The sequence below is a fragment of the Rhodovulum sp. PH10 genome (assembly GCF_000293785.1).
Taxonomy (GTDB): Bacteria; Pseudomonadota; Alphaproteobacteria; order Rhizobiales; family Xanthobacteraceae; genus Rhodoplanes.
In genome coordinates, this window is record NZ_AKZI01000151.1 from 1 (window position 1) to 21,864 (window position 21,864).

General features: G+C 69.1%; 21 protein-coding genes. 6 read left to right on the forward strand and 15 right to left on the reverse strand.

Going from position 1 to position 21,864, the window contains the following annotated elements:
• Positions 1–329: 329 nt before the first annotated feature.
• From ccoS to A33M_RS19815, 12 genes are all read right to left on the reverse strand, one after another.
• Positions 330–521, reverse strand: coding sequence for a cbb3-type cytochrome oxidase assembly protein CcoS (gene ccoS / locus A33M_RS19760; protein WP_008391039.1), 192 nt, complete (start codon positions 519–521; stop codon positions 330–332).
• Between the two features lie 11 nt (positions 522–532).
• Positions 533–2,884 carry a heavy metal translocating P-type ATPase gene (locus A33M_RS19765; RefSeq protein WP_008391041.1) on the reverse strand — a complete coding sequence of 784 codons (2,352 nt, stop codon included), beginning with the start codon at positions 2,882–2,884 and terminating at the stop codon, positions 533–535.
• 142 nt (positions 2,885–3,026) lie between these two features.
• Entirely contained in the window at positions 3,027–3,521 is a 495-nt protein-coding gene (locus tag A33M_RS19770; RefSeq protein WP_040622030.1) for a FixH family protein, read from the reverse strand.
• Positions 3,522–3,532: 11 nt separating this feature from the next.
• Positions 3,533–4,981: a cytochrome c oxidase accessory protein CcoG gene (gene ccoG, locus A33M_RS19775; protein ID WP_008391045.1), complete on the reverse strand. Its 1,449-nt coding sequence runs from the start codon at positions 4,979–4,981 to the stop codon at positions 3,533–3,535.
• A 244-nt stretch (positions 4,982–5,225) separates the two neighbouring features.
• Entirely contained in the window at positions 5,226–6,095 is an 870-nt protein-coding gene (ccoP, locus tag A33M_RS19780; RefSeq protein ID WP_008391047.1) for a cytochrome-c oxidase, cbb3-type subunit III, read from the reverse strand.
• Positions 6,096–6,099: 4 nt separating this feature from the next.
• Complete coding sequence (locus A33M_RS19785; RefSeq protein WP_008391049.1) at positions 6,100–6,261, reverse strand: cbb3-type cytochrome oxidase subunit 3; 162 nt, start codon at positions 6,259–6,261, stop codon at positions 6,100–6,102.
• 9 nt (positions 6,262–6,270) lie between these two features.
• Positions 6,271–7,005, reverse strand: a complete 735-nt coding sequence (ccoO, locus tag A33M_RS19790) for a cytochrome-c oxidase, cbb3-type subunit II (protein ID WP_008391051.1) — start codon at positions 7,003–7,005, stop codon at positions 6,271–6,273.
• A gap of 12 nt (positions 7,006–7,017) precedes the next feature.
• The gene (gene ccoN, locus A33M_RS19795; protein ID WP_443213598.1) at positions 7,018–8,643 is read right to left on the reverse strand and encodes a cytochrome-c oxidase, cbb3-type subunit I; all 1,626 of its coding nucleotides are present in this window, start codon (positions 8,641–8,643) and stop codon (positions 7,018–7,020) included.
• Positions 8,644–9,228: 585 nt separating this feature from the next.
• Positions 9,229–9,864 carry a helix-turn-helix domain-containing protein gene (locus tag A33M_RS19800; protein WP_192814136.1) on the reverse strand — a complete coding sequence of 212 codons (636 nt, stop codon included), beginning with the start codon at positions 9,862–9,864 and terminating at the stop codon, positions 9,229–9,231.
• Positions 9,865–10,519: 655 nt separating this feature from the next.
• Positions 10,520–10,876, reverse strand: coding sequence for a response regulator (locus A33M_RS19805; RefSeq protein WP_192814137.1), 357 nt, complete (start codon positions 10,874–10,876; stop codon positions 10,520–10,522).
• Positions 10,877–11,309: 433 nt separating this feature from the next.
• Positions 11,310–11,945 carry a response regulator transcription factor gene (locus A33M_RS19810; RefSeq protein WP_008391059.1) on the reverse strand — a complete coding sequence of 212 codons (636 nt, stop codon included), beginning with the start codon at positions 11,943–11,945 and terminating at the stop codon, positions 11,310–11,312.
• On the reverse strand, positions 11,917–13,161 hold the full coding sequence (locus A33M_RS19815) for a two-component system sensor histidine kinase NtrB (protein ID WP_008391062.1): 1,245 nt from the start codon (positions 13,159–13,161) through the stop codon (positions 11,917–11,919). Before A33M_RS19815 ends, A33M_RS19810 begins: the two co-directional genes overlap by 29 nt.
• Before the next feature lie 269 nt (positions 13,162–13,430).
• Between A33M_RS19815 and A33M_RS19820 the strand changes: the two genes are divergently transcribed.
• Positions 13,431–16,961: a hybrid sensor histidine kinase/response regulator gene (locus A33M_RS19820; RefSeq protein ID WP_008391067.1), complete on the forward strand. Its 3,531-nt coding sequence runs from the start codon at positions 13,431–13,433 to the stop codon at positions 16,959–16,961.
• A 48-nt stretch (positions 16,962–17,009) separates the two neighbouring features.
• On the opposite strand, the gene A33M_RS19825 is transcribed toward A33M_RS19820, so the two are convergent.
• From A33M_RS19825 to A33M_RS19835, 3 genes are all read right to left on the reverse strand, one after another.
• Entirely contained in the window at positions 17,010–17,687 is a 678-nt protein-coding gene (locus A33M_RS19825; RefSeq protein WP_008391069.1) for a response regulator, read from the reverse strand.
• A 177-nt stretch (positions 17,688–17,864) separates the two neighbouring features.
• The gene (locus tag A33M_RS19830) at positions 17,865–18,323 is read right to left on the reverse strand and encodes a secondary thiamine-phosphate synthase enzyme YjbQ (protein ID WP_008391070.1); all 459 of its coding nucleotides are present in this window, start codon (positions 18,321–18,323) and stop codon (positions 17,865–17,867) included.
• Between the two features lie 57 nt (positions 18,324–18,380).
• Complete coding sequence (locus A33M_RS19835; RefSeq protein ID WP_008391073.1) at positions 18,381–18,869, reverse strand: hypothetical protein; 489 nt, start codon at positions 18,867–18,869, stop codon at positions 18,381–18,383.
• Between the two features lie 310 nt (positions 18,870–19,179).
• On the opposite strand from A33M_RS19835, the gene A33M_RS19840 reads away from it, so the two are divergent.
• The 5 genes from A33M_RS19840 (at position 19,180) to A33M_RS19860 (ending at position 21,818) form a co-directional block, all read left to right on the forward strand.
• Positions 19,180–19,542, forward strand: coding sequence for an AtpZ/AtpI family protein (locus A33M_RS19840; RefSeq protein ID WP_040622036.1), 363 nt, complete (start codon positions 19,180–19,182; stop codon positions 19,540–19,542).
• Between the two features lie 42 nt (positions 19,543–19,584).
• Positions 19,585–20,334, forward strand: a complete 750-nt coding sequence (locus tag A33M_RS19845; protein ID WP_008391077.1) for a F0F1 ATP synthase subunit A — start codon at positions 19,585–19,587, stop codon at positions 20,332–20,334.
• 81 nt (positions 20,335–20,415) lie between these two features.
• Positions 20,416–20,643: a F0F1 ATP synthase subunit C gene (locus tag A33M_RS19850; protein ID WP_008391079.1), complete on the forward strand. Its 228-nt coding sequence runs from the start codon at positions 20,416–20,418 to the stop codon at positions 20,641–20,643.
• Positions 20,644–20,758: 115 nt separating this feature from the next.
• On the forward strand, positions 20,759–21,322 hold the full coding sequence (locus tag A33M_RS19855; RefSeq protein ID WP_008391081.1) for a F0F1 ATP synthase subunit B: 564 nt from the start codon (positions 20,759–20,761) through the stop codon (positions 21,320–21,322).
• Between the two features lie 10 nt (positions 21,323–21,332).
• The gene (locus A33M_RS19860; RefSeq protein WP_008391083.1) at positions 21,333–21,818 is read left to right on the forward strand and encodes a F0F1 ATP synthase subunit B family protein; all 486 of its coding nucleotides are present in this window, start codon (positions 21,333–21,335) and stop codon (positions 21,816–21,818) included.
• The last annotated feature ends 46 nt before the right edge of the window (positions 21,819–21,864 follow it).

Below are 21,864 nucleotides of genomic sequence, written 5' to 3' on the forward strand. Positions count from 1 at the left end.
CCCCGCCCGCCCCCACCCCCACGGAACAAAATCGCCTCTCGCCGATACCCGCGCAGAAATTCGCGAGGCAGGAATTCGCGCGAGGGTGACGCGGAGGCGGTCGACCGCCCGGACGGCCGCGCTGGAGAGCCATGCTCGGCCGCAGGCCGGGAAAAAGCGGAAGGGCCGAGGTGGCGGAGAAATGGGGCTGCACGCCCGGGCGAGCGTCGAGCACCCGATGGAGGGGACTGTGGCTACGGGCGCCCACGGCGCATGCCGGCCTCGGCATGGCGCGGACCGGCGTGCCGGCAGCGCACCGGGTCCCGCCGGCGAGGCGGCGGGAAAAAAAATCAGTCCGGCTTGCGGGGCGGCGCGTCGGGCTTCGGCTCTTTCGGGGGTAACTGGTCGTCGTCGAGAATGGCGCGCCAGGCGGCGCCGTCGAGGTCGTCGTACTGGCCCGAATTGAGCGACCACACGAAGGCGCCGAGCCCCAGAAGCCCGAGCAGCAGCGCCAGCGGCACCAGATAGATCAGGACGTCCACGACACCTCCGGTCAGCTCGAATTCGCCTGCCCCACGGACGCCACGGCCGCACCAGGATCACGCGGCGCGGAGCCGCCGGAGGCCCGATTGGGCGCTTCATCGCCCGGCGAACGGTCCGATATCGGCGCGCCCGGCCCGGCGTACGCCTCGCCGAACGCCCCCCGCTCCGCGGCGCCGGCGCGCGCCCGCAGCGCGTTCAGCGTCACCAGCATCGAGGAGCCGGACATCGCCACCGCGGCGATCAGCGGCGTCACCAGGCCGGCGACGGCGATCGGCACCGCGACCGCATTATAGACCACCGCGAGCCACAGGTTCTCGCTCATGATTTTTCGCGCACGCCGGGTGATCGCGAGGGCCGCTGCGAGCGGCGCGAGGCGGTCGCCGAGAAACACCGCATCGGCGGCCGATTGGGTGAGATGCGCGGCGGTGACCGGTGACAGCGACACGTTCGCGGCGGCGAGCGCGGGCGCGTCGTTGATGCCGTCGCCGACCATCAGCACCCGGTGCCCCGCCGCCTTCAGCGCCTCGATGCGCGCGATTTTTTCCGCCGGCGTCACGCCGGAACGGAACTCCGACACGCCCAGCCGTCGGGCGACGTGCGACACCGCCGCCGTGCGGTCGCCCGAGAGGATTTCCACCGCAAATCCGTTCGCCCGCAGGCCGGCGACCACCGCCACCGCATCCTCGCGCAGCCTTTGACGGACCGCGAACACCGTGACGGCCCGGCCGTGCCGGAAGGCGATCACCGAGGCTTCCGGATCGCTCGCGGCGACCGCCGCCGCCTCGCGCTCGGCGCCGCACCAAGCGGGTCGGCCCAGCGAGACCGCGTCGCCCTCGAAGGCGGCGCGCACCCCCTGCCCCGGCTCCTCGACCGCCTCGGCGAGCGGCACGGTGGCGCCGGCCGCGCGGGCAACGGCGGCGGCGAGCGGATGCCGGCTCGACAGCGCCAGCCGCCCGGCGAGCGCCAAAACCTCCGGCGACACGGCGGTGTCGCAAAGCTCGGGCTGCGGCAGCGTCAGCGTGCCGGTCTTGTCGAGCACGATGGTGTCGACGCTCGCGAGCCGCTCGATCGCGTCGCCCGAGTTCAGCAGCACGCCCGCGCGAAACAGCGCGCCGGAGGCGACCACCTGCACGGCGGGGATCGCGAGGCCGAGCGCGCACGGGCAGGTGATGATCAGCACGGCGATCGCCGTGACGGTCGCCTGATGCCAGCCGGCACCCGCAAAAAGCCAGCCGGCGAGCGTCGCCAGCGCCGCGACATGCACCACCGGCGCGTACCAGCGCGACGCCCGCTCGGCGAGCCGCACATAGCGCGAGCGCGCCTCCACCGCGCGATCGAGCAGCCGCGTCACCTCGTCGAGCAGCGTGCCGCGATCGGCGGCGCCGACCCGCACCGTCAGCGTGCCGTCGAGCGCCAGCGTGCCGGCATAAACCCGCGCGCCGCGCGCCGCGGTGGCCGGCACCGTCTCGCCGGTGACGAGGCTCTGGTCGATCTCGCTTCGGCCTTCGATCACCTCGCCGTCGACCGCGATTCTTTCACCCGGCCGCACCAGCACCAGATCGCCGGGCTTTATCGCCGCCACCGGAACCTCGGCGATCTCGCCGGTGCCCAAGAACTTCACCGCCGTCTCGGCCTTCAGCGCGGCGAGATTGGCAGCCACCGCCCGCGTCCGCCGCCGCATATTTTGGTCGAGGAAGCGGCCGGCGAGCAGGAAGGCGAGCAGCATCACGGCGGAATCGAAATAGGCGTGCTCGGCGTGATGCAGCGTCTCGACCACCGACAGGCCGAGCGCGGCGAGCACGCCGAGCGTGATCGGCACGTCCATGTTGAGCGAGAGCGCCATCAGCGCCCGCGTCGCCGAGCGGAAGAACGGCCGCCCGGCATAGGCGACCGCCGGCAGCGCGATGACGGCCGACAGCCAGTGGAAGAAATCGCGCTGCTCGGGGGTGATGTCGCTCGCATTGCCGGCCCACACGGCGACCGACAAGAGCATGATGTTCATCGCGGCAAAGACCGCGACGCCGAGGCAGCGCAGCAGAAAGCGCGCCTCGCGCTGCTCGTCGGCGTTCACGCGGCGGGCGTCGAACGGGTGCGCCCGGTAGCCGAGCGCGGCGAGCCGACCGACCACCGCGGCGGCATCCGGCGAGGCCTGTGCGGGCGCGCCGTCCTCGCGCCACTCGACCACCACGCGGCTGGCGGTGAGGTTGGCGCGGGCTTTCGTGACATTGGGCAGCCGGCCGAGCCCGCTCTCGATCTCCAGCATGCAGGCGGCGCAGGTCATGCCTTCGACCGCGAGCTCGAGCCGTGCGACGCCGTCATCGAGGTGCTCGACGAAGCAGGAGAAATCGGGGGTGTCGGTCATGGGAGCAGGACCATGGGGTCATGACACTCCGCGGCGTCGCGGGTTCCGCGCGTTCCCGCCGAAACGCCCCCCACCCCCATCCTCTCCCCGCCAGCGGGGAGAGGGTGCCGGGGCGTTGCGGCGAGAGCCGATGCCACCGGTCCTACGGCAGCACGACGCGGTTGCGCGAGAGATAGACCCGATCGCTGCCGCGAAAGGCCTCGAACACGAGGTCCCACTGGCCGGGCGAAACGTCGCTCGCCTCGCCGCGATAGACGCCGATGCCACGCTCGGTGACGGTCAGCGGGCGGTCGGCGCGCTTGTCGATCGGGCGCGACAGATAGGCCGTGACGGTGAGCCCGGCGACCGGCGCGCCGGTCGCGTCGCGCGGCTCGATGCGCACATCCGCCCGGCCGTCCGGGGTGCGCTCGACATGGGCGGCGACGGCCCATGCACGCGCGTTCTGGGCGGCGGCGGCGGCGATCTCGCCGTTGTAGGCGAGGCCCTCCTGATACGGGCTGTCGACCTCGGTGCCCGGCAGCGTCTCGATCGCCAGCGTCATCATCGTGAAGTTGGCGCCGAACACGATGCCGAAGAAGGCGAGGAGGTAAAGGAGAACCCGGCGGCCGGTGAGCGGACGTGACACGGTGGTTTCCATGCAAAGTCCTCTCACGGCCCGAAGAAGTGGTCGGTCGAGGTGGCGTTATCACCGGAATCGACGTCGCGCGCCTCGAAGGTGATCCGGTTCGACGAGCCGATCTGTGCGTCCGGCGGCACCGTGACCAGCACGCGCACCTCGCGGGTCTGGTCGGGACCGACGGCGACGATGGTGCGCTCGGCCGGCTCCTCGCCGATCACGTGGAGGGTCGGGATCGGCACGCCGGTCACCGTCAGCTCGAGCGTGCGCAGCTCGGAGCGCTTGTTGAGGAAGCGGATGGTGTAGGCGTTGCGCACCGAGCCGTTCGACAGCGTGACGTAGAGCGGGTTCCGGTCGTGCAGCACGTTGATGTCGACCAGCGTGCGGGCATAGAGCGAGTAGAGCATCAGCGCACCGGTGAGCGCGATGATGCCGAGATAGATCACTGTCCGGGCGCGGAAAAAGCGGTAGATCGGTGGCTTGCCGGCCTGCCGGCGCTCGATGTTGATGTCGTTGTCGTAGGCGATCAGCCCGGTCGGGCGGCCGACCTTGGCCATCACGTTGTCGCAGGCGTCGATGCACAGGCCGCACTGGATGCAGCCGAGCTGCGAGCCGTGGCGGATGTCGACGCCGGTCGGGCACACCGCGACGCACTGCAGGCAGTCGACGCAGTCGCCCGCTTTCTCGCCGAGCGCCCGCAGGTCCGCGGCCTTCTTGATCGAGGTGCGCGGCTCGCCACGGTCGCGGCGATAGGTGACGTTGAGCGCCCATTCGTCGGTCAGCGCCGCCTGGATGCGCGGCCACGGGCACATGTAGATGCACACCTGCTCGCGCATGTGGCCGGCGAGCGTGTAGGTGGTGAAGGTGAGAATGCCGATCGCGGCATAGGCGACCAGCGGCGCCTGGAAGGTGGCGAGGTCGTAGACCAGCGTCGGCGCGTCGGCGAAATAGAGCACCCAGGCACCGCCGGTCCACCAGGCGATGATCAGCCAGATGGAATGCTTGGCGACCAGCTCGCCGACGCGGCGCGCCGACAGGGGCTCCTTCGCCTTCTTCATGCGGGCGCGGCGATCGCCCTCGATCCAGCGCTCGACCGCGTAGAACAGATCGGTCCACACCGTTTGCGGGCAGGCATAGCCGCACCAGACGCGGCCGGCGATGGCGTTCATCAGGAACAGCGTCATCGCCGCGATCACCAGGAGGCCGGTGAAATAATACACCTCCTGCGGCCACAGCTCGATGAAGAAGAAGTAGAAGCGCCGGTTCGGCAGGTCGACCAGCACCGCCTGGCTCGGGGCGTTCGGCCCGCGGTCCCAGCGCACGAACGGCAGCAGATAATAGACGCCGAGGAACAGCCCCATCAGCATCCATTTGATGCTGCGGAAGCGTCCGGTGACGCGTTGCGGATAGACCTTCTTGGCCGAGGCGTAGAGCGGCTCGTCGGGAACGGCGACCACCGGCGGCTTGACGGATACGTTCATGGACGGGGGAACCATGTTGCTTCCGGGCGAAACTCGTCCCGGTTTCCTCTAGATGGTGACCGGTTGGAGTCGTTCTAGACGCCGGGCGTGCTCGACGCCATGACTATTCGCAAAAGGCGAATGTGTCCGGCACAGTGCGTAGCGCTAGTCCTCTCTGCGCGGTCGGAGGCGCCCGACGGAGCGCCTCCGAAAGCGGGTGAAACGCATGCGGACGGCGGCACCGCCGTCCGCGAGCGGAACGAGCTCACTTGCCTCCGCCGAGCGTGTGGACATAGACGGCGAGCGACTTGATGGTGACCGGATCGAGCCGCCCGGTCCAGGCCGGCATCACGCCGCCGCGACCGTTGGTGATGGTCTCGACCAGGGTCGCCATGTCGCCGCCATAGAGCCAGATGCGGTCGGTCAGGTTCGGCGCGCCGAGCTCCTGATTGCCCTTGGCGTCCTCGCCGTGACAGACGGTGCAGTTCTCGGCGAAGATCTGCTTGCCGGCGGCGACGTCGACCCCCTGCTCGACCGGCAGGCCGGACAGCGAGCGCACGTAGCTCGCCACCTGGACGATCTGCGTGTGGTTCAGCGTGCCGTCCTTGCCGAAGGCGAGCATGGTGTTCTCGCGCGCCTCCGGATCGCCCGAGCGGGCGCCGTGCTGGATGGTCTGATGGATCGCCGCGAGCGAGCCGCCCCACAGCCAGTCGTCGTCGTTGAGGTTCGGATAGCCCGTGGAGCCGGTGGCGCCGGAGCCGTGGCAGGGCGCGCAGTTGTCGCCGAACGCCGCCCTCCCCTGCGCGCGGGCGAAGGCGAGCAGGTTCGGGTCCTTCTCGATCTCCTCGAGGCTGGCATCGGCGAGCGCCGCCGCCTTGGCGCCGCGCAGCTGATGCAGCGCCGCGAGGTCGGTCTCCAGCGACGCGCGCGAGGAGTAGCCGATGACGCCGCCGGTGAAGTTGGAGATCATCGGCCAGGCCGGATAGACCACCCAGTAGGCCACCGACCAGACGACGCAGGCATAGAAGGTCCACAGCCACCAGCGCGGCAGCGGATTGTTCAGCTCCTTGATGCCGTCCCACTCGTGGCCGGTGGTCGGCGTGCCGGTGACGGCGTCGATGTCTTCGTGCGCCATGGTCTCAATCCTCCCGCAGAGGCAGCTTGGCGGCGTCGTCGAACGCCTTTTTGTTGCGTGGCCACACCGCGTAGGCCACCACGGCCAGGAACAGGAGGACGAAGATCGGCGTCCACCAGTAGGCGACGAAGAACTGGACGAGGGAGTCCCCGAGATCGGGCTTCATGATCTCGCCTCACCGCAGATTGGCTTTGTCGTCGTAGAGCTTGAAGTCGACCAGCGTGCCGAGCATCTGCAGATAGGCGACCAGGGCGTCCATCTCGGTGAGCTCGGCGGGATTGCCGTCGTAGTCGCGCGCGATCGATTTCGGGTAGCGCGTCTGCAGGTCGGCGACGCCCGCATCGTCGGGATTGGCCTGCGCCTTCAGGTCGGCGACGGCGTTGGCGATCTCCTCGTCGCCATACGGCACCCCGACCTCGCGCAGCGTCGTCATGTGGGCCGGCAGCACCGAAGGGTCGAGCGGCGTGCGGGCGAGGAAGGCGTAGCCCGGCATCACCGACTGCGGCACCACCGAGCGCGGGTCCTTCAGATGGGCGACGTGCCACTGGTCGGAATACTTGCCGCCGACCCGCGACAGATCCGGCCCGGTGCGCTTGGAGCCCCACTGGAACGGATGGTCGTACATGCTCTCGGCGGCGAGCGAGTAGTGCCCGTAGCGCTCGATCTCGTCACGCAGCGGCCGCACCTGCTGCGAGTGGCAGACGTAGCAGCCCTCGCGGACATAGATGGTGCGGCCGGCGAGCTCGAGCGGCGTGTAGGGGCGCATGCCCTCGACCTTCTCGATCGTGCTCTTGAGATAGAACAAGGGCGCGATCTCGACGAGGCCGCCGATCGCGATCACCAGCAGGATGCCGATGAGGAGAATGATCGAGTTCTTCTCGATGACGGCGTGCTTGGCCATGAGCGACATGGTCGACTCTCCTCACTCGGCGGGCTGCATGGCGGGGCGCGCGGGCAGCGCCGCCGGCTCGCCGGATCTGATCGTCATCCACACGTTGTAGGCCATGATCAGCGAGCCGATCACGAACAGGAAGCCACCGAGCGCGCGGATCGCATAGAACGGGTGCATCGCCTCGACGGTCTCGATGAAGGAGTATTCGAGGAAGCCGAGCGAGGTGTAGGCGCGCCACATCAGCCCCTGCAGAATGCCCGACACCCACATCGCCGAGACGTAGAGGACGATGCCGATGGTGGCGATCCAGAAGTGCCAGTTGACGAGCTTCAGGCTGTAGAGCTGCCGCTTCTGCCACAGCCACGGCACCATGCAGTAGACCGTGCCGAACGAGATGAAGCCGACCCAGCCGAGCGCGCCGGAATGCACGTGGCCGATCGTCCAGTCGGTGTAGTGACTGAGCGAGTTGACCGCCTTGATGGACATCATCGGCCCCTCGAAGGTCGACATGCCGTAGAAGGCGACCGACACCACCAGCATGCGCAGCACCGGGTCGGTGCGCAGCTTGTCCCAGGCGCCCGACAGCGTCATCAGGCCGTTGATCATGCCGCCCCACGACGGCATCCACAGCATGATCGAGAAGGTCATGCCGAGCGTCTGCGTCCAGTCGGGCAGCGACGTGTAGTGGAGGTGATGCGGGCCGGCCCAGATATAGAGGAAGATCAGCGCCCAGAAGTGCACGATCGACAGCCGGTAGGAATAGACCGGCCGCTCCGCCCGCTTCGGCACGAAGTAGTACATGATGCCGAGGAAGCCGGCGGTGAGGAAGAAGCCCACCGCGTTGTGGCCGTACCACCACTGGAACATCGCGTCCTGCACGCCCGACCAGACGATGTAGGACTTGGAGCCGAAGAACGACACCGGGATCGCCGGGTTGTTGCCGAGATGCAGCACCGCGATCGTCACGATGAAGGCGAGATAGAACCAGTTCGCCACGTAGATGTGCGGCTCTTTGCGCTTGATGATCGTGCCGAGATAGACCAGCAGATAGACGACCCAGACGATGGTCAGCCACAGGTCGGCGTACCATTCGGGCTCCGCGTACTCCTTCGACTGGGTGACGCCGAGCAGATAGCCGGTGCCGGCGATCACGATGAAGAAGTTGTAGCCGAGCACGACGAACCACGGCGCGAGGCGCCCGGCGATTCGCGTGCGGCAGGTCCGCTGCACCACCCAGAACGAGCTGGCGATCAGCGCGTTGCCGCCGAAGGCGAAGATCACCGCCGAGGTGTGCAGCGGGCGCAGGCGGCCGAAATTGAGCCAGGCCTGATCGAAGTTGAGCCACGGATAGGCGAGCTCGAGGGCGATGTAGAGGCCGACGGTGAAGCCGGCAACGCCCCAGAACACCGCGGCGATGGTCGCGAACTTGGTGGCGCCGTCGTCGTAATTCGGCTTGCCGTCGATCTCCTGCGCGGGCAGCTCGGCGGGACGCGAGAAATAAGACCTGAAAATCAGGAAGACCGCGGCGACGCTCGCGGCAGCGGCGAGAAACGCGTGGAACGCGAACGGCGCATCGTGCGCCTTCGCGGCAGCGACGATGCTCAAGAGCGCCGTCGCGACGAACACGAACGCGAGTCCGCCTTCGCCGAACGTCATGGTCTTGCGAACCATCGATGGAGCCATGTGCGGGGGCCTTTGGTTGCGGCAGAGGATCAGCTGATCGGAAACGTTCCGAGATTTGTCAGGAACTGAGACGCATTCGCATTGACGGAAGTCAATCCCATCGCAGTGCAAAAGTCGAGGCGTCAGAGTTCCATGACACCTGCGATGTAAAGAGGACTTGTCGGTTCGACGAGCGGTCGTGTCGCCGAGATGCGATCGCCGCCGGTGAACGACGATCGGGCGAGCGCGACAGACTCCGAGGGCCGGCACGCCAGTATAGCCGACCGGCACGCGCCGCTCACGACACGAATTCACTTCGTTGCATGGATCGAATTCGGCGGGCTCGCCACCCGAAGCAGCGCGCCCGAACCCCGGCGCGGACGGTTGTAATCACCTCTGGCGTGCACTGAGGGTTGCCGGCGCCGGCGCGGACGAGCGACGTGGAGAAAAGAGGAAGGAAGGAAGGAAGGAAGGAAGGAAGGAAGAAAAAAGAAAAACGCGACGCGGCCCGCAAACACGAAAAACGCCGGCCTCACGGACCGGCGTCAGTCGAAACGCTCGTTGTCGAGCGAACCCGCGTCAGTGCGCGCCGGTGAGCTGGCACATCCGGCAGACGTCGTGGACGCGCACCTCTTCCTGCTTGTCGATCGCGATGATGCCGCGCCGTCGCAGTTCCGAGAACGCGCGGGACACCGTCTCGAGGGTGAGCCCGAGATAATCGGCGATCTCTTGGCGGGTCATGCCGAGCCGCACCACCGCGGAATCGCCGCCGCAGCGCGGGCCGGCGCAGTTGAAGCCGCCGCGGCCGGGCACGCAGTGCATCACGAAGGTGGCGACCCGCTCGAGCGCAGACTTGCGGCCGAGCAGCACCGCGTGCTCGTGCAGCGCGCACAGCTGGGCGTGCACATGGGCGCTCAGGCGGCGCAGCAGGTCGGGCGATTGCTCGACGGCCGTGCGGTCGTAGGCGATCACGTTGCAGGCGACCAAAGTCTCGGCCGAGCAGTCGTAGACCGGCAGCGCCGACAGGCCGAACACGTCGCCGGCGCTCAACAGCTCGACCACCTGGCGGCGACCGTCGGGCAGGAGCTTGTAGAGCATCACCGCACCGTCGACGAGCTGGTACATGCGGTCGGCGCGATCGCCCTCGCGGAAGATGTGGGCGTGCTGCCCGACCCGCTGGCGCTGCCCCTGCGGCTCCTCCTCCCGCCGGGGCACCGGCTGCAACCCCACATGGCCACGCGCTGAGGCCGGGGGGCGGCAGGTCGTGTCGACTGCAGCCGGGTAGGAACGCTGTGCGATCGCAGGTTTCATGGGGGTCCTCGCCGGACGAGCCGGGGATTGCAAGACGCTCGGCAGCAATGGGACATTACTGGAGGTGATGTCGCTGACGTAACATGGCACGAATGCTTACGCAAAAACCCTTACAACACCCAAAAACGTATTCAATTTCAGCAAGTTGGACTGACATTCCGCCGCCATGTTTCGGTGCTCGCGACGGCGCCTGCGACACCGATGTCGGGGACGGAACTACTTGTGGATGGTGATCGCACCGGCGCATCTCACTGTCAATCGTCCGTCATGAAACGTGGTGACGCGGGTCTTTTCACCCGCCGCAGAGACGAGCGCGCAGACGGCCGGAACGCCGCGGACCCCGGCGCGACAGTTTTTGCGCGCATTTTCCATGAAAGCAATCTCGCCGTGTCCGTCATATGACGGACATGCCGTGGCGCATGTCGAAAACCCGCCCCATCCTGGTCGTCCCGGTCGCCGATTCGGAGCAGCCGAGCGTCGGTTCTACTGGCGCGGCGTGAAAAGAGAGCGAGAGAAGGAGAGACGGCAGCCAGCCGGCGGGCTCGGATGGCAATGGCGGTCAGATGCGAATGGCCGAGAGCTGCGCCGAGATGGCGGCGTGGTTCAGCGGCTTGCGGATGACGTGCGCCTTCGGCCCGAGCCCGCGCATCTGCAGGTCGATGGTCGCCTGCGACTGACCCGACATCGCGACGATGCGCGGCGGGTCGTCGAGCTTGGCGAGCCAGCGGATCACCTCGGCGCCGCTGATGCCGGGGAGGATGAGGTCGACGAACACCACGTCGCGGCCGCTCGGCGGAGCCGCGCGGAAGAAATCCTCGGCATCGGCGTGGCAGACCACCTCGAAGCCGAGATTGTCCAGCAGAACGGCGAGCGAGTCGCTCACCCCCGGGTCGTCCTCGACGATGTGCACAGTCATGGGTTTCGGCTCGCCCCCGCCTCTCGTGCGGTGACTACAAGATCGAGTTCGGCCCGACCGGTCTCAATTCGTAAGACACGGTACGGGAAATTCCTTAACGTTATTTATCAATACCTGTATTCGAAAAAACGTTACGTCTTTTGGTTGCATGATACCGTCGAGGGTCCGGAGCACGACGGATCGGGCGTCTACGACTCGACAACAAAAATTTTCGGCGCGCCGGCGCGCTCCCCGCCGCGGCGCCGGGGCACGCAGGCATCGGCTCGGATGCACGCGTCCGGCACGCGCCGGCTCCGGCCGGCCGGCTCCGGCCGTGCGTCGATCGACTGTGGAAAAGGTTCTTGCGGGTGCAGCACGACGGTCGCCGGGTCGCGGCCTGCGGCCGGCCCGGCCACGACGGCGGCGATTTGGCGACCGCCGCCGCCGCCGCCGATCAGGAGTTGCGCGGCGCCTCGGACAGCACGATCCGCACCAGATCGGCGGCGTTCTTGGCGCCGAGCTTCTCCATGATGCGGGCGCGGTGCACCTCGATGGTGCGCGGGCTGATGCCGAGCTGGCGACCGGCCTCCTTGTTGGAGGCGCCGGCGGCGATCAGGTTGAGCACCTCGCGCTCGCGCGCGGTCAGAAGCTCGCTGCCGGGAAACTGGGCGAGGCTCTCGCCGAGCCCGCCGCGCGCCTGGCGGCGCGCCGCCGCGGCGATCGCGTCGCGCACCCGGCTGACCACCGTCTCGGCGTCGAACGGCTTCTCGATGAAGTCGAACGCGCCGTTCTTGATGGCCTCGACCGCCATCGGGATGTCGCCCTGCCCCGAGATGATGAACACCGGCGCCGGATAGCTCTTGGCGTTGAGCTCCTTGAGGATGTCGAGACCGGACCGCCCGGGCATGTGGACGTCGAGGATGATGCAGGCCGGCGCCCGGTTGCGCACGGTGGCGAGGAACGAGTGGCCGTCGCCGAAGGTGGTCACGTGATAGCCTTCGAGGGTCAACACCACCGACAGCGCGTCGCGCACGGCCGGATCGTCGTCGACGATGTGAATCTCACCAACCGCGGTGGCGTTCTGACCCATGGTGACCGTCCTTGGTTTCCGCCAGCGAGACCGCCGCCGCGGCCTCCGGCATCGGAAGCTGAAGAGTGAAGCAGGCACCGCGCCCGTGACCGCCGGGCTCGACCGTCAGCTCACCGCCGTGAGTCTGGGCGATCGTGCGAGAAATGGCGAGCCCGAGACCCAATCCCTGGCTCTTGCTGGACGAGAACGCCCTGAACAGGTCGCCGACCTCCTCCGGACGGATGCCCGGACCGCTGTCGAGCACGCTCATGGCGACGCCGGTATCCGTCCGTCGGGTGGATACCCGGACGATTTGTGCCTCGCAACCCTTGATCGCCTCGAGCGCGTTGCGGACGAGGTTCACAACCACCTGCTGGATCTGCACCGGATCGACCAGCACCGCCGGCAGGCCGGGGGCGAGCTCGCGCACGATCCGGGTGCCCGGCGCGCTGCCGAGGATGGTCAGCTCGAGCGCATCCTCCACCAGCGGGTTGAACTCGACCATCCGCCGCACCGGGTCGCGCTTCTCGATGAACTGGCGCATCCGCTGGATGATGCTGCCGGCGCGCTCGGCCTCGTGCACCGCCTTCTCGAGAATGCCGAGCACCTGGGTCGGCATCGGCCCGGTCGCCCCCTGCTTGGCGCAGGCGCGCTCGACCGCCTGGAGATAGAGCATCAGCGCGGTCAGCGGCTGGTTCAGCTCGTGCGCGAGCGCCGCACCCATCTCGTCGATCGCCGAGACGCGCGCCATCCGCACCAGATTCGCCTGCAGCTGGTTCAGCCGCTCGTCGCTCTCGTTGCGCGCCCGCAGGTCGCGCAGGATGCCGATGAACTGCCGCCCCGCCGAGGTCACCGCCTCGCCGACCGAGAGATGCACCGGAATGATCGTGCCGTCGCGATGCTGCGCCAGCACCTCGCGGCCGATGCCGATGATCTTCCGCTGCCCGGTCTCGACGTAGTTCGCGACGTAGCGGTCGTGCGCCCGCGAATACTCGTTCGGCATCAGCGTCTGCACGTTGCGGCCGAGCATCTCGACCGCGGTGTAGCCGAACAGGCGCTCGCACGCCTTGTTGTAGGTGAGAACGATGCCGCGCTCGTCGATGATGATGATGCCGTCGGCGGCCGTGTCGAGCACGCTGGCGAGCTGGGCGTCGGAGATCGTCGGCGCCGTCCGCTGGTTCGTGGACCCGCTGCCGCTCGGTGGGGCCTCGGTCCGCTCGAAAGGCTTCATCGACATGAAAGTCGGTCCCTGTGACGGGGCGCGGCCGTCGTAAGTATTTATCCCATAAGTACGAAGGCGCGAGAACCAATGCAACGATTATCACTCGCCCGAGGACGAGAAGGCCGGTTGTCGAGCCCCGGCGTCGCCAGCCTCGGAGGTAGTTTCGCGCGACGGGAGAGAACCGCGCCGATGGACAAGCGCGCCCCGCCCGTGCTGACGTGCCCGGGAGGTGCCGGCGAGCCGCCGTCCGCGGCGGCCGAGGTCCGGCGGCAGGAGGTGACGCCATGCCCCACGGCTGGGTCGCGGTCGGGGTCGCGCTCGGCTACATCGGAATGCTGTTCCTGGTGGCGAGCTGGGGCGACCGGACCCGCCGCCACGACCGCCGCCGCTCCCGCCTGATCTACCCGCTGTCGCTGGCGATCTACTGCACCTCGTGGACCTTCTTCGGCTCGGTCGGGCTCGCCTCGCGCTCGGGCTTCGACTTCCTCGCGATCTATGTCGGGCCGATCGTCACCATCGGCCTCGCCTCGCCGCTGGTGGTGCGGATCGTCCGCCTCGCCAAGTCGCAGAACATCACCTCGATCGCCGACTTCATCGCCTCGCGCCACGGCAAGAACCAGGCGGTGGCGGCGATCGTCGCGGTGATCGCCATCATCGGCTCGATTCCCTATATCGCGCTCCAGCTCAAGGCGGTCTCCTCCTCGCTCGAAACCATTCTCGGCGGCGCTGGCGCGGCGGCCGATGCGGCCGGCGGCGCGAGCGGCGGCACCGGCTTCCTGCTCGGCGACATCGCGCTCCTGGTGGCGCTGTCGATGGCGGCCTTCGCCGCCCTGTTCGGCACCCGCCACATCGATGCGACCGAGCATCAGGACGGCCTCATCCTCGCGGTCGCGACCGAATCGGTCGTCAAGCTGGTCGCCTTTCTCGCGGTCGGCGTGTTCGTCACCTATGTGATGTTCGCCGGCCCGGCCGACCTGTTCGCCCGCGCCCTCGCCCGCCCCGAGGTCGCCCGCGTGCTCGCGGAAGGGCAAGGGCTCGTCACCTTCGCCACCATGGCCGCGCTGTCGGCGATGGCGATCCTGCTTCTGCCGCGCCAGTTTCACGTCGCCGTGGTGGAGAGCGCCAACGAATCGGAGGTCAGGCGCGCCGCCTGGCTGTTTCCGCTCTATCTCGTGCTGATCAACCTGTTCGTGGTGCCGATCGCGCTCGCCGGCATGCTGACCTTCCCGCCCGGCACGGTGGACGGCGACATGATGGTGCTCGGCCTGCCGCTCGCCGTTCACTCGCAGACGCTGGCGCTGGTCGCCTTCGTCGGCGGCCTGTCGGCGGCGACCGCGATGGTGATCGTCGAGTCGGTCGCGCTCGCCATCATGGTGTCGAACGACCTGTTCGTGCCGATGGTGCTGCGGCGGCGACGCTCGCTGATCGGCGGCGTCGAGAACGTCGGCGCGCTGCTGCTCGGCGTTCGCCGGATCGCGATCCTGGCGATCCTGGTGCTCGCCTATCTCTATCACCGCGCCGCCGGCTATGCGCAGCTCGCCTCGATCGGCCTTCTGTCGTTCGCCGCGATCGCCCAGCTCGCGCCGGCCTTCTTCGGCGGCCTCGTCTGGCGGCGGGCGACCGCGCGGGGCGCGGCGGCGGGCATGGTGGCGGGCTTTCTGACCTGGGCCTGGACGCTGCTGTTGCCGAGTTTTGCCGACACCGGCCTGTTCGGCCACGGCCTGGTGACCGACGGCCCGTTCGGCATCGCGGCGCTCCGCCCGCAGGCGCTGTTCGGGCTCGATCTGCCGCCGCTCGTCCACGGCGTGGTGGCGAGCCTCGCCGTCAATGTCGCGACCTATGTGCTGGTGTCGCTGTGGCGCGCCCCCTCGGCGATCGAGCGGCTGCAGGCCGACATCTTCGTGCCGTCGCGGCTAGTCCCCTCGGCGCCGAGTTTTCGGCTGTGGCGCTCGGCCGTCACGGTGGAGGAGCTGACCGGCACGGTCGGCCGCTATCTCGGCGACGAGCGCACCCGCAGCGCTTTTGCGAGCTTCGCCACCTCGCGCCGCATCAGCCTCGAGCCGAAGCACGAGGCCGACCTCCAGCTGCTCCAGCACGCCGAGCACCTGCTCGCCTCGGCGATCGGCGCCGCCTCCTCGCGCCTGGTGCTGTCGCTGCTCTTGCGCAAGCGGCTGATGTCGACCAAGGCCGCGCTGAAGCTGCTCGACGACGCCAATGCGGCGATCCACTACACCCGCGAGACGCTGCAGACGGCGCTCGACCACGTCCGCCAGGGCATCGCCGTGTTCGGCAAGGACATGGCGCTGGTGTGCTGGAGCCGGGCGTTCGGCGAGCTTCTCGACCTCCCGCCCGAGCTGGTGCGGGCCGGCACCACGCTCGACGACGTGCTGCGCTTCAACGCCGCCAAGGGCGCGTTCGGGCCGGGCGACGTCGACACGCTGGTGCGCGAGCGGGCCGAGCACTACGCGGTCGCCGGCGCGCCGTTCCTCGAGCGGTTTCCCGGCCGCGGGCTGATCGTCGAGGTCTTGGTCGCGGCGATGCCGGACGGCGGCTTCGTCGTGACGCTGACCGACATCACCCCGAGCGTCGAGGCGGCCGAAGCGCTCGAGCGGGCGAACGACGCCCTCGAGCACCGGGTGCGCGAGCGCACCGCCGAGCTCGAGCGGCTCAATGCCGCGCTCGCCGAGGCCAAGGCGGCGGCGGAGGCCGCCAACCTGTCGAAGACCCGCTTCCTCGCCGCCGCCAGCCACGACATCCTGCAGCCGCTCAACGCCGCCCGCCTCTATGCGACCAGCCTCGGCGAGCGCCAGGGGCTCGGCGAGGAGCAGCGGCTCGCCGCCAATATCGACGCCTCGCTCGAGGCGGTGGAGGAAATCCTCGGCGCCCTCCTCGACATCTCGCGGCTCGACACCGGCGCGATGAAGACCGAGATCGGCGTGTTTGCGATCGACGACATCTTTCGCCAGATCGAGGTCGAGTTCGCGCCGATCGCCCGCGAGAAGAGCCTGTCGCTCGTGTTCGTCCACAGCCGGCGCGCGGTGCGCTCCGACCGCCGGCTGCTGCGGCGGCTGGTGCGCAATCTCGTCTCCAACGCGGTCAAGTACACCGAGCGCGGCCGCGTGCTGGTCGGCTGCCGCGCGCGCGGCGGCGCCTTGCGGATCGAGGTGATCGACACCGGCATCGGCATCCCCAAGGCGGCCCAGAAGGCGATCTTCGAGGAGTTCCGAAGGCTCGAGGGCGGCGCCAGGGTGGCCCGCGGGCTCGGCCTCGGCCTGTCGATCGTCGAGCGGATCGCCCGCGTGCTCGGCCATCCGCTGGAGCTCGCATCGGCCGAGGCGCGCGGCTCGCGCTTCTCCGTCACCGTGCCGCTCGCCCCGGCGCTGCCGCCGGCGCTCGCCGTTCCGGCGCCGCCGCCCCCGGCCGGCCGGCTCGACGGCTCGGTCGCGCTGTGCATCGACAACGAGCCGAGCATCCTCGCCGGGATGCAGACGCTGCTGACCTCCTGGGGCTGCGAGGTGATGACGGCGGCCGACCTGCCCCGCGCGATCGCCGCGGTGGAGGCGGCGGCGCATCGGCCGACCGTGCTGCTGGTCGATTTCCACCTCGACACCGGCAACGGGCTCGAGGCGATCGTCGCGCTGAGGAACCGGTTCGGCGCCCTGCCGGCGATCCTGATCACCGCCGACCGCAGCCGCGAGGTGCGCGAGACCGCCCGCACGCTCGACATCCGGCTCCTCAACAAGCCGGTGCGCCCGGCCCAGCTGCGCGCCCAGCTCACCCAGTGGCAGGCGCTGCGCACCGCGGCGGCGGAGTGAACACGGGCGACGGCGGAGCGAGGACGGGCGGCGCGCCGCCCCTCCCCCTCAATGCTGCGCGGCGGCCACCGGCGGCCACTGGCCGAGCTCGATCTTGGAGGCCGCGATCACCGCCTGGGTGCGGCTCTCGACCCCGAGCTTCTGCAGGATCGCCGAGACGTGCGCCTTGACGGTCGCCTCCGACACCGACAGCTCGTAGGCGATCTGCTTGTTGAGCAGCCCCTCCGACAGCATCATCAGCACCCGCACCTGCTGCGGCGTCAGCGTCGCGAAGCGGGCGAGCGTGGCCGACGTCTCCGGATCGGCCGGCGCCGACAGATCGACGTCGGGCGGCGTCCACAGCGCCCCCTGCAGCACCGCGACGATCGCCTGCCGCATCACGTCGACGCCGAGCGTCTTGGTGATGTAGCCGGCGGCGCCGAAATCCATGCAGCGGCGGATCACGGTCGGGTCGTCGGTCGCCGAGACCACCACCACCGGCACGCTCGGATACTGCGCGCGCAGATAGAGAAGCCCGGAAAAGCCACGCACGCCGGGCATCGCGAGGTCGAGGAGAATGAGGTCGACGTCGCCACCACGGTCCAAAAGTGTGGAAATCTGATCGAACGATCCGGCCTCGGCGATCTCGACCCGCTCGAACACGCCGGACACCGCCTCCCGCAGCGCCCCGCGGAACAAGGGATGGTCGTCGGCGATCACCAGCCGGTAGAAGGTGATGTCACTCAAAGTCGCATCCTGCCCTGCCGTCGGGCGTCCGCGACCGGACCGGTCTCCCGGCGCGGCGCCGTCAGCCCGTTGAAAGGGCATCATAAGCCGATTTGCAACCCCGACCCAAGCGAAGCGTCCGGCAGCGACCACATTGGCGGCGCCTCACGCCCCCGCCCCGCCGTGGTGACGCCGACGTCACGCCGCGCTGCCGGAAAACTGGAGCAGAATCTCGCGCCGGTGCGGGCGAGCGCGGTGCTCGGCGAGATAGATGCCCTGCCAGGTGCCGAGCGCCAGCCGCCCCTCGACCACCGGCACCGCGAGCGACGCCCCGGTGAGCATCGTCTTGACGTGCGCCGGCATGTCGTCCGGCCCCTCGACGTCGTGCACCCAGCCGGCATCGGCGGGGGCGAGGCGGTCGAGCGCGGTGACGAGGTCGGTGCGCACGTCGGGGTCGGCGTTCTCCTGGATGGTCAGCGACGCCGAGGTGTGGCGCACGAACACGACCAGCGTGCCGTCGCGGCCGCCCGCCTCGGCGACGAACCGGGCCGCCTCGTCGGTGATCTCGACGAAACCCGTGCCGCGGGTCTCGACCGTCAGCGTCGCGGTCGCGACGATGCTCGCCTGTGCCCGCCGGATGCCCGTCCTGTGCACCATGCCGCGTCCCTCCGCCCTGCCCGCCGCGCTCGGCCCCGCCCCCACGACTTGCCACCCTCACGACTTGCCGAGATCGCGCTGGATGTTGCCCATCATCTCGACGAGCCGCCGCCAGATCGTCTCGACGAAGCTCATCACCCGGTCGACCTCGGCGTCGCCCGGAAGGACCTTGTCGGGCTTCGCCGCGGCGGCCGGACCGGTCACCCCGCCCGGCAGCGGCAAACCCTTGTCGAGCAGCGCCTTCTTCAGCGCCGCGTTCTCCGATTGCAGCCGGCCGATCTCCGCCTCGTAGGCGGCGCGGTCGTCGGCGGCGAGCCGGCACTCCCAGCCGGCGCTGCGCATCTTGCACAGCGAGACCTCGCCGGTGCGCAGATCGAGCCGGGCGAACCCGTCGTCGGCGCGGTGATAGGTGAAGCGGTTGCCCTCGCCCTGCGGCGGCGGGGCGGGCGCCGGCCCGGCGGTCTGCGCCTGCGCCGCCACGGCGGCCGAGAGGAAGAGAAGACAAAGAGAGAAGGCGGGCACGGTCACGCCGCGGCATCGGGTCATGGAGTCTCTCCGGGCGGTTGCGGGCAGGCGCCGTCGGCGCCGCGCCCCGGGGGATCCGGTCGGCGCCGAGTATCGCACGGATCGGTCGGCTTGCGGCATTTCGGCGCCGCCGCCCGCCACCACCCGGCGGTTTCGATACCTCCGGCCGAGCCGGAGAAACCGACGAAAGAACGCGGGCTTGGCGCGATGGTTCGCGGACGCTGTCGAAGCGGCCGAATTCTTGACTTGGTTGTCCTCGGTCAGTATGGTCCGCGCGGCTCAGACGGGGGGCGGGCGTCCGACGGGCCGTCGACGCGCGGGAGGCAATTTCATGGCCCCGAACGCGCACGGCGGAGACGACCGCTCTTCAGAGGAAGCCGCCCTCTCCGCGAGACTCCAGCGTCTCGGCGAAACGCTCGACCGCAAGCGGCCGCGCAGCCCGTCGGACGATGTGCAAGGCCCGCGACCAGGCTCGCGCTTCGCGGGGTTCGCCCGCGGATTCCGGCTCTCTTCCGAGTTGGTGGCGGGTGTGATCGTGGGCTCCGTGATCGGGTGGTCGCTCGATTACTGGCTCGGGATCTCGCCCTGGGGGCTGATCGTGTTTCTGCTGCTCGGCTTCGCCGCCGGCGTGCTCAACGTGATGCGCGCCGCGGGCGTGGCGCCGGGACCGGATGCGGGCGACCGCGAGCATTGACGACCCGCCTGCGGGCGCCAAAGACAAAGGACCATCGAGATCATGGCCGATCCGATTCATCAGTTCGAGATCGTCAATCTGGTCCCCCTGTTCAAGGTCGGCTCCACCGAGTTCGCGATCACCAACTCGGCGGTGTTCATGTTCACCGCGGTGGTGCTGACGGCGCTGTTGATGCTCGGAACCACCCTCGGCCGTCAGCTGGTGCCGGGGCGGCTGCAATCGATGGCCGAGGTGACCTACGAGTTCGTCGCCGACATGATCAGGTCGACCGCCGGCGAGGAAGGCTTGCGCTTCTTCCCGTTCGTGTTCTCGCTGTTCGCCTTCGTCACCTTCGCCAACGTGCTCGGCATCATCCCGTACACCTTCACGGTGACCAGCCAGATCATCGTCACCGCGACGCTCGCGCTGCTCGTCTTCCTCACCGTGATCGGCTACGGCCTCTACTCGCACGGCCTCGGCTTCTTCCGCCTGTTCGTGCCGCACGGCATTCCCGGCTACATCCTGCCCTTCGTGGTGCTGATCGAGATCGTCTCGTTCCTGTCGCGGCCGGTGTCCCACAGCGTTCGTCTGTTCGCCAACATGCTGGCGGGCCACATCACGCTGAAGGTGTTTGCCGGCTTCGTCGCCGGGCTCGGAACGCTCGGGGCGGTCGGCTGGGCCGGCGCCACGCTGCCGCTGATCATGGTGGTCGCGCTGACCGCGCTCGAGCTCCTGGTCGCCTTCCTGCAGGCCTACGTGTTCACGCTGCTCACCTGCATCTATCTCGCCGACGCGCTCCATCCGGGGCATTGACCGTTTCGCATCGCGCGTCGTCCCTTCGGCTCGTCCCTCACCTCACGCAACACCTCGATCCAGCACAGAAGGAGCTTTCTCATGGATCCGATCGCCGCCAAGTACATCGGCGCCGGCATCGCCTGCATCGGCATGGGTGGCGCCGCGCTCGGCGTTGGCCAGATCTTCGGCAACTACCTCGCGGCCGCGCTGCGCAATCCGTCGGCGGCGCAGGGCCAGTTCGGCAACCTGATCTTCGGCTTCGCCATCACCGAGGCGCTCGGCATCTTCTCGCTGCTGATCGCGCTGCTGCTTCTGTTCGCGGTCTGATCGGACCGCGGCGACAGGCGCGGACGCATCCGGCGTCCGCGGCACGGGTGTATGCGCAGACGTTCGCCCCGGCGACCTCGACCCGGAGGACGCCGGCGGCACAGAGGACAGGCCGATGGCCCAGGAGCCCCAGGCGATCACGCCGACCCAGGCGATCACGGAGCACACGCCTGCCACCGAGCACGGTGGCGGGTTTCCTCCGTTCGACGCGCAGACCTTTCCCTCCCAGTTGATCTGGCTCGCCATCTGCTTCGCGCTTCTCTACCTGATGGTGTCGAAGGCGGTGCTGCCGCGGGTCTCCGGCATTCTCGCGGCCCGCCGGGCCAAGATCGATTCCGACCTCGCCGACGCGGCCCGCCTGAAGGGCGACGCCGATGCGGCGGTGGCGAGCTACGAGAAGGCGTTGGCGGCGGCCCGCGAGCGGGCGCACGCGATCGCCACCGAGACCCGCGAAAAGCTGACCGCGGAGAGCGAGGCGCACCGCAAGGCGGTCGAGGCCGAGCTCGCGGACAAGCTCCACGCCGCCGAGGCGCAGATCGCCGCCGGCAAGACCAAGGCGATGGCCAATGTGCGCGGCATCGCGGTCGACGCCGCCTCGGCGATCGTCGCCCGCCTCGCCGACAAGGCGCCGACCGCCGGCGCGGTCGATGCCGCGGTCGACAAGGCGCTTCAGCGATAGGACGCGAGCGATGATCTACGAAGCAGAATTCTGGGTCGCGGTCGCGTTCGTGATCTTCGTGCTCGGGCTCCTGAAGCTCGGCGCCCACCGCACCGTCACCGGCGCACTCGACGACCGTACCGCCCGCATCCGCGCCGAGCTCGACGAGGCCAAGCGGTTGCGCGAGGAGGCGCAGGCGCTGCTCGCCGAGTATCAGCGCCGCCGCGCCGAGGCCGAGCGTGAGGCCGACGACATCGTCGCCACCGCCAAGGCCGAGGGCGAGCGCCTGCAGGCGGAAGCCAAGACCAAGGTCGAGGAGTTCGTCGCCCGCCGCACCCAGATGGCCGAGACCAAGATCGCCCAGGCCGAGGCGCAGGCGATCGCCGACGTGCGCAACGCCGCCGCCGATGCCGCGGTCGCCGCCGCCGAGACGATCCTCGTCGACACCGTGAAGGGCAAGGTCGCCGGCAAGCTGATCGCCGACGGCATCAAGGATTTGAAGGCCCGGCTGAACTGATACCAGCCATCGTTTTGGCTGACTCGCTCCATCTCCCGCCGCCGTG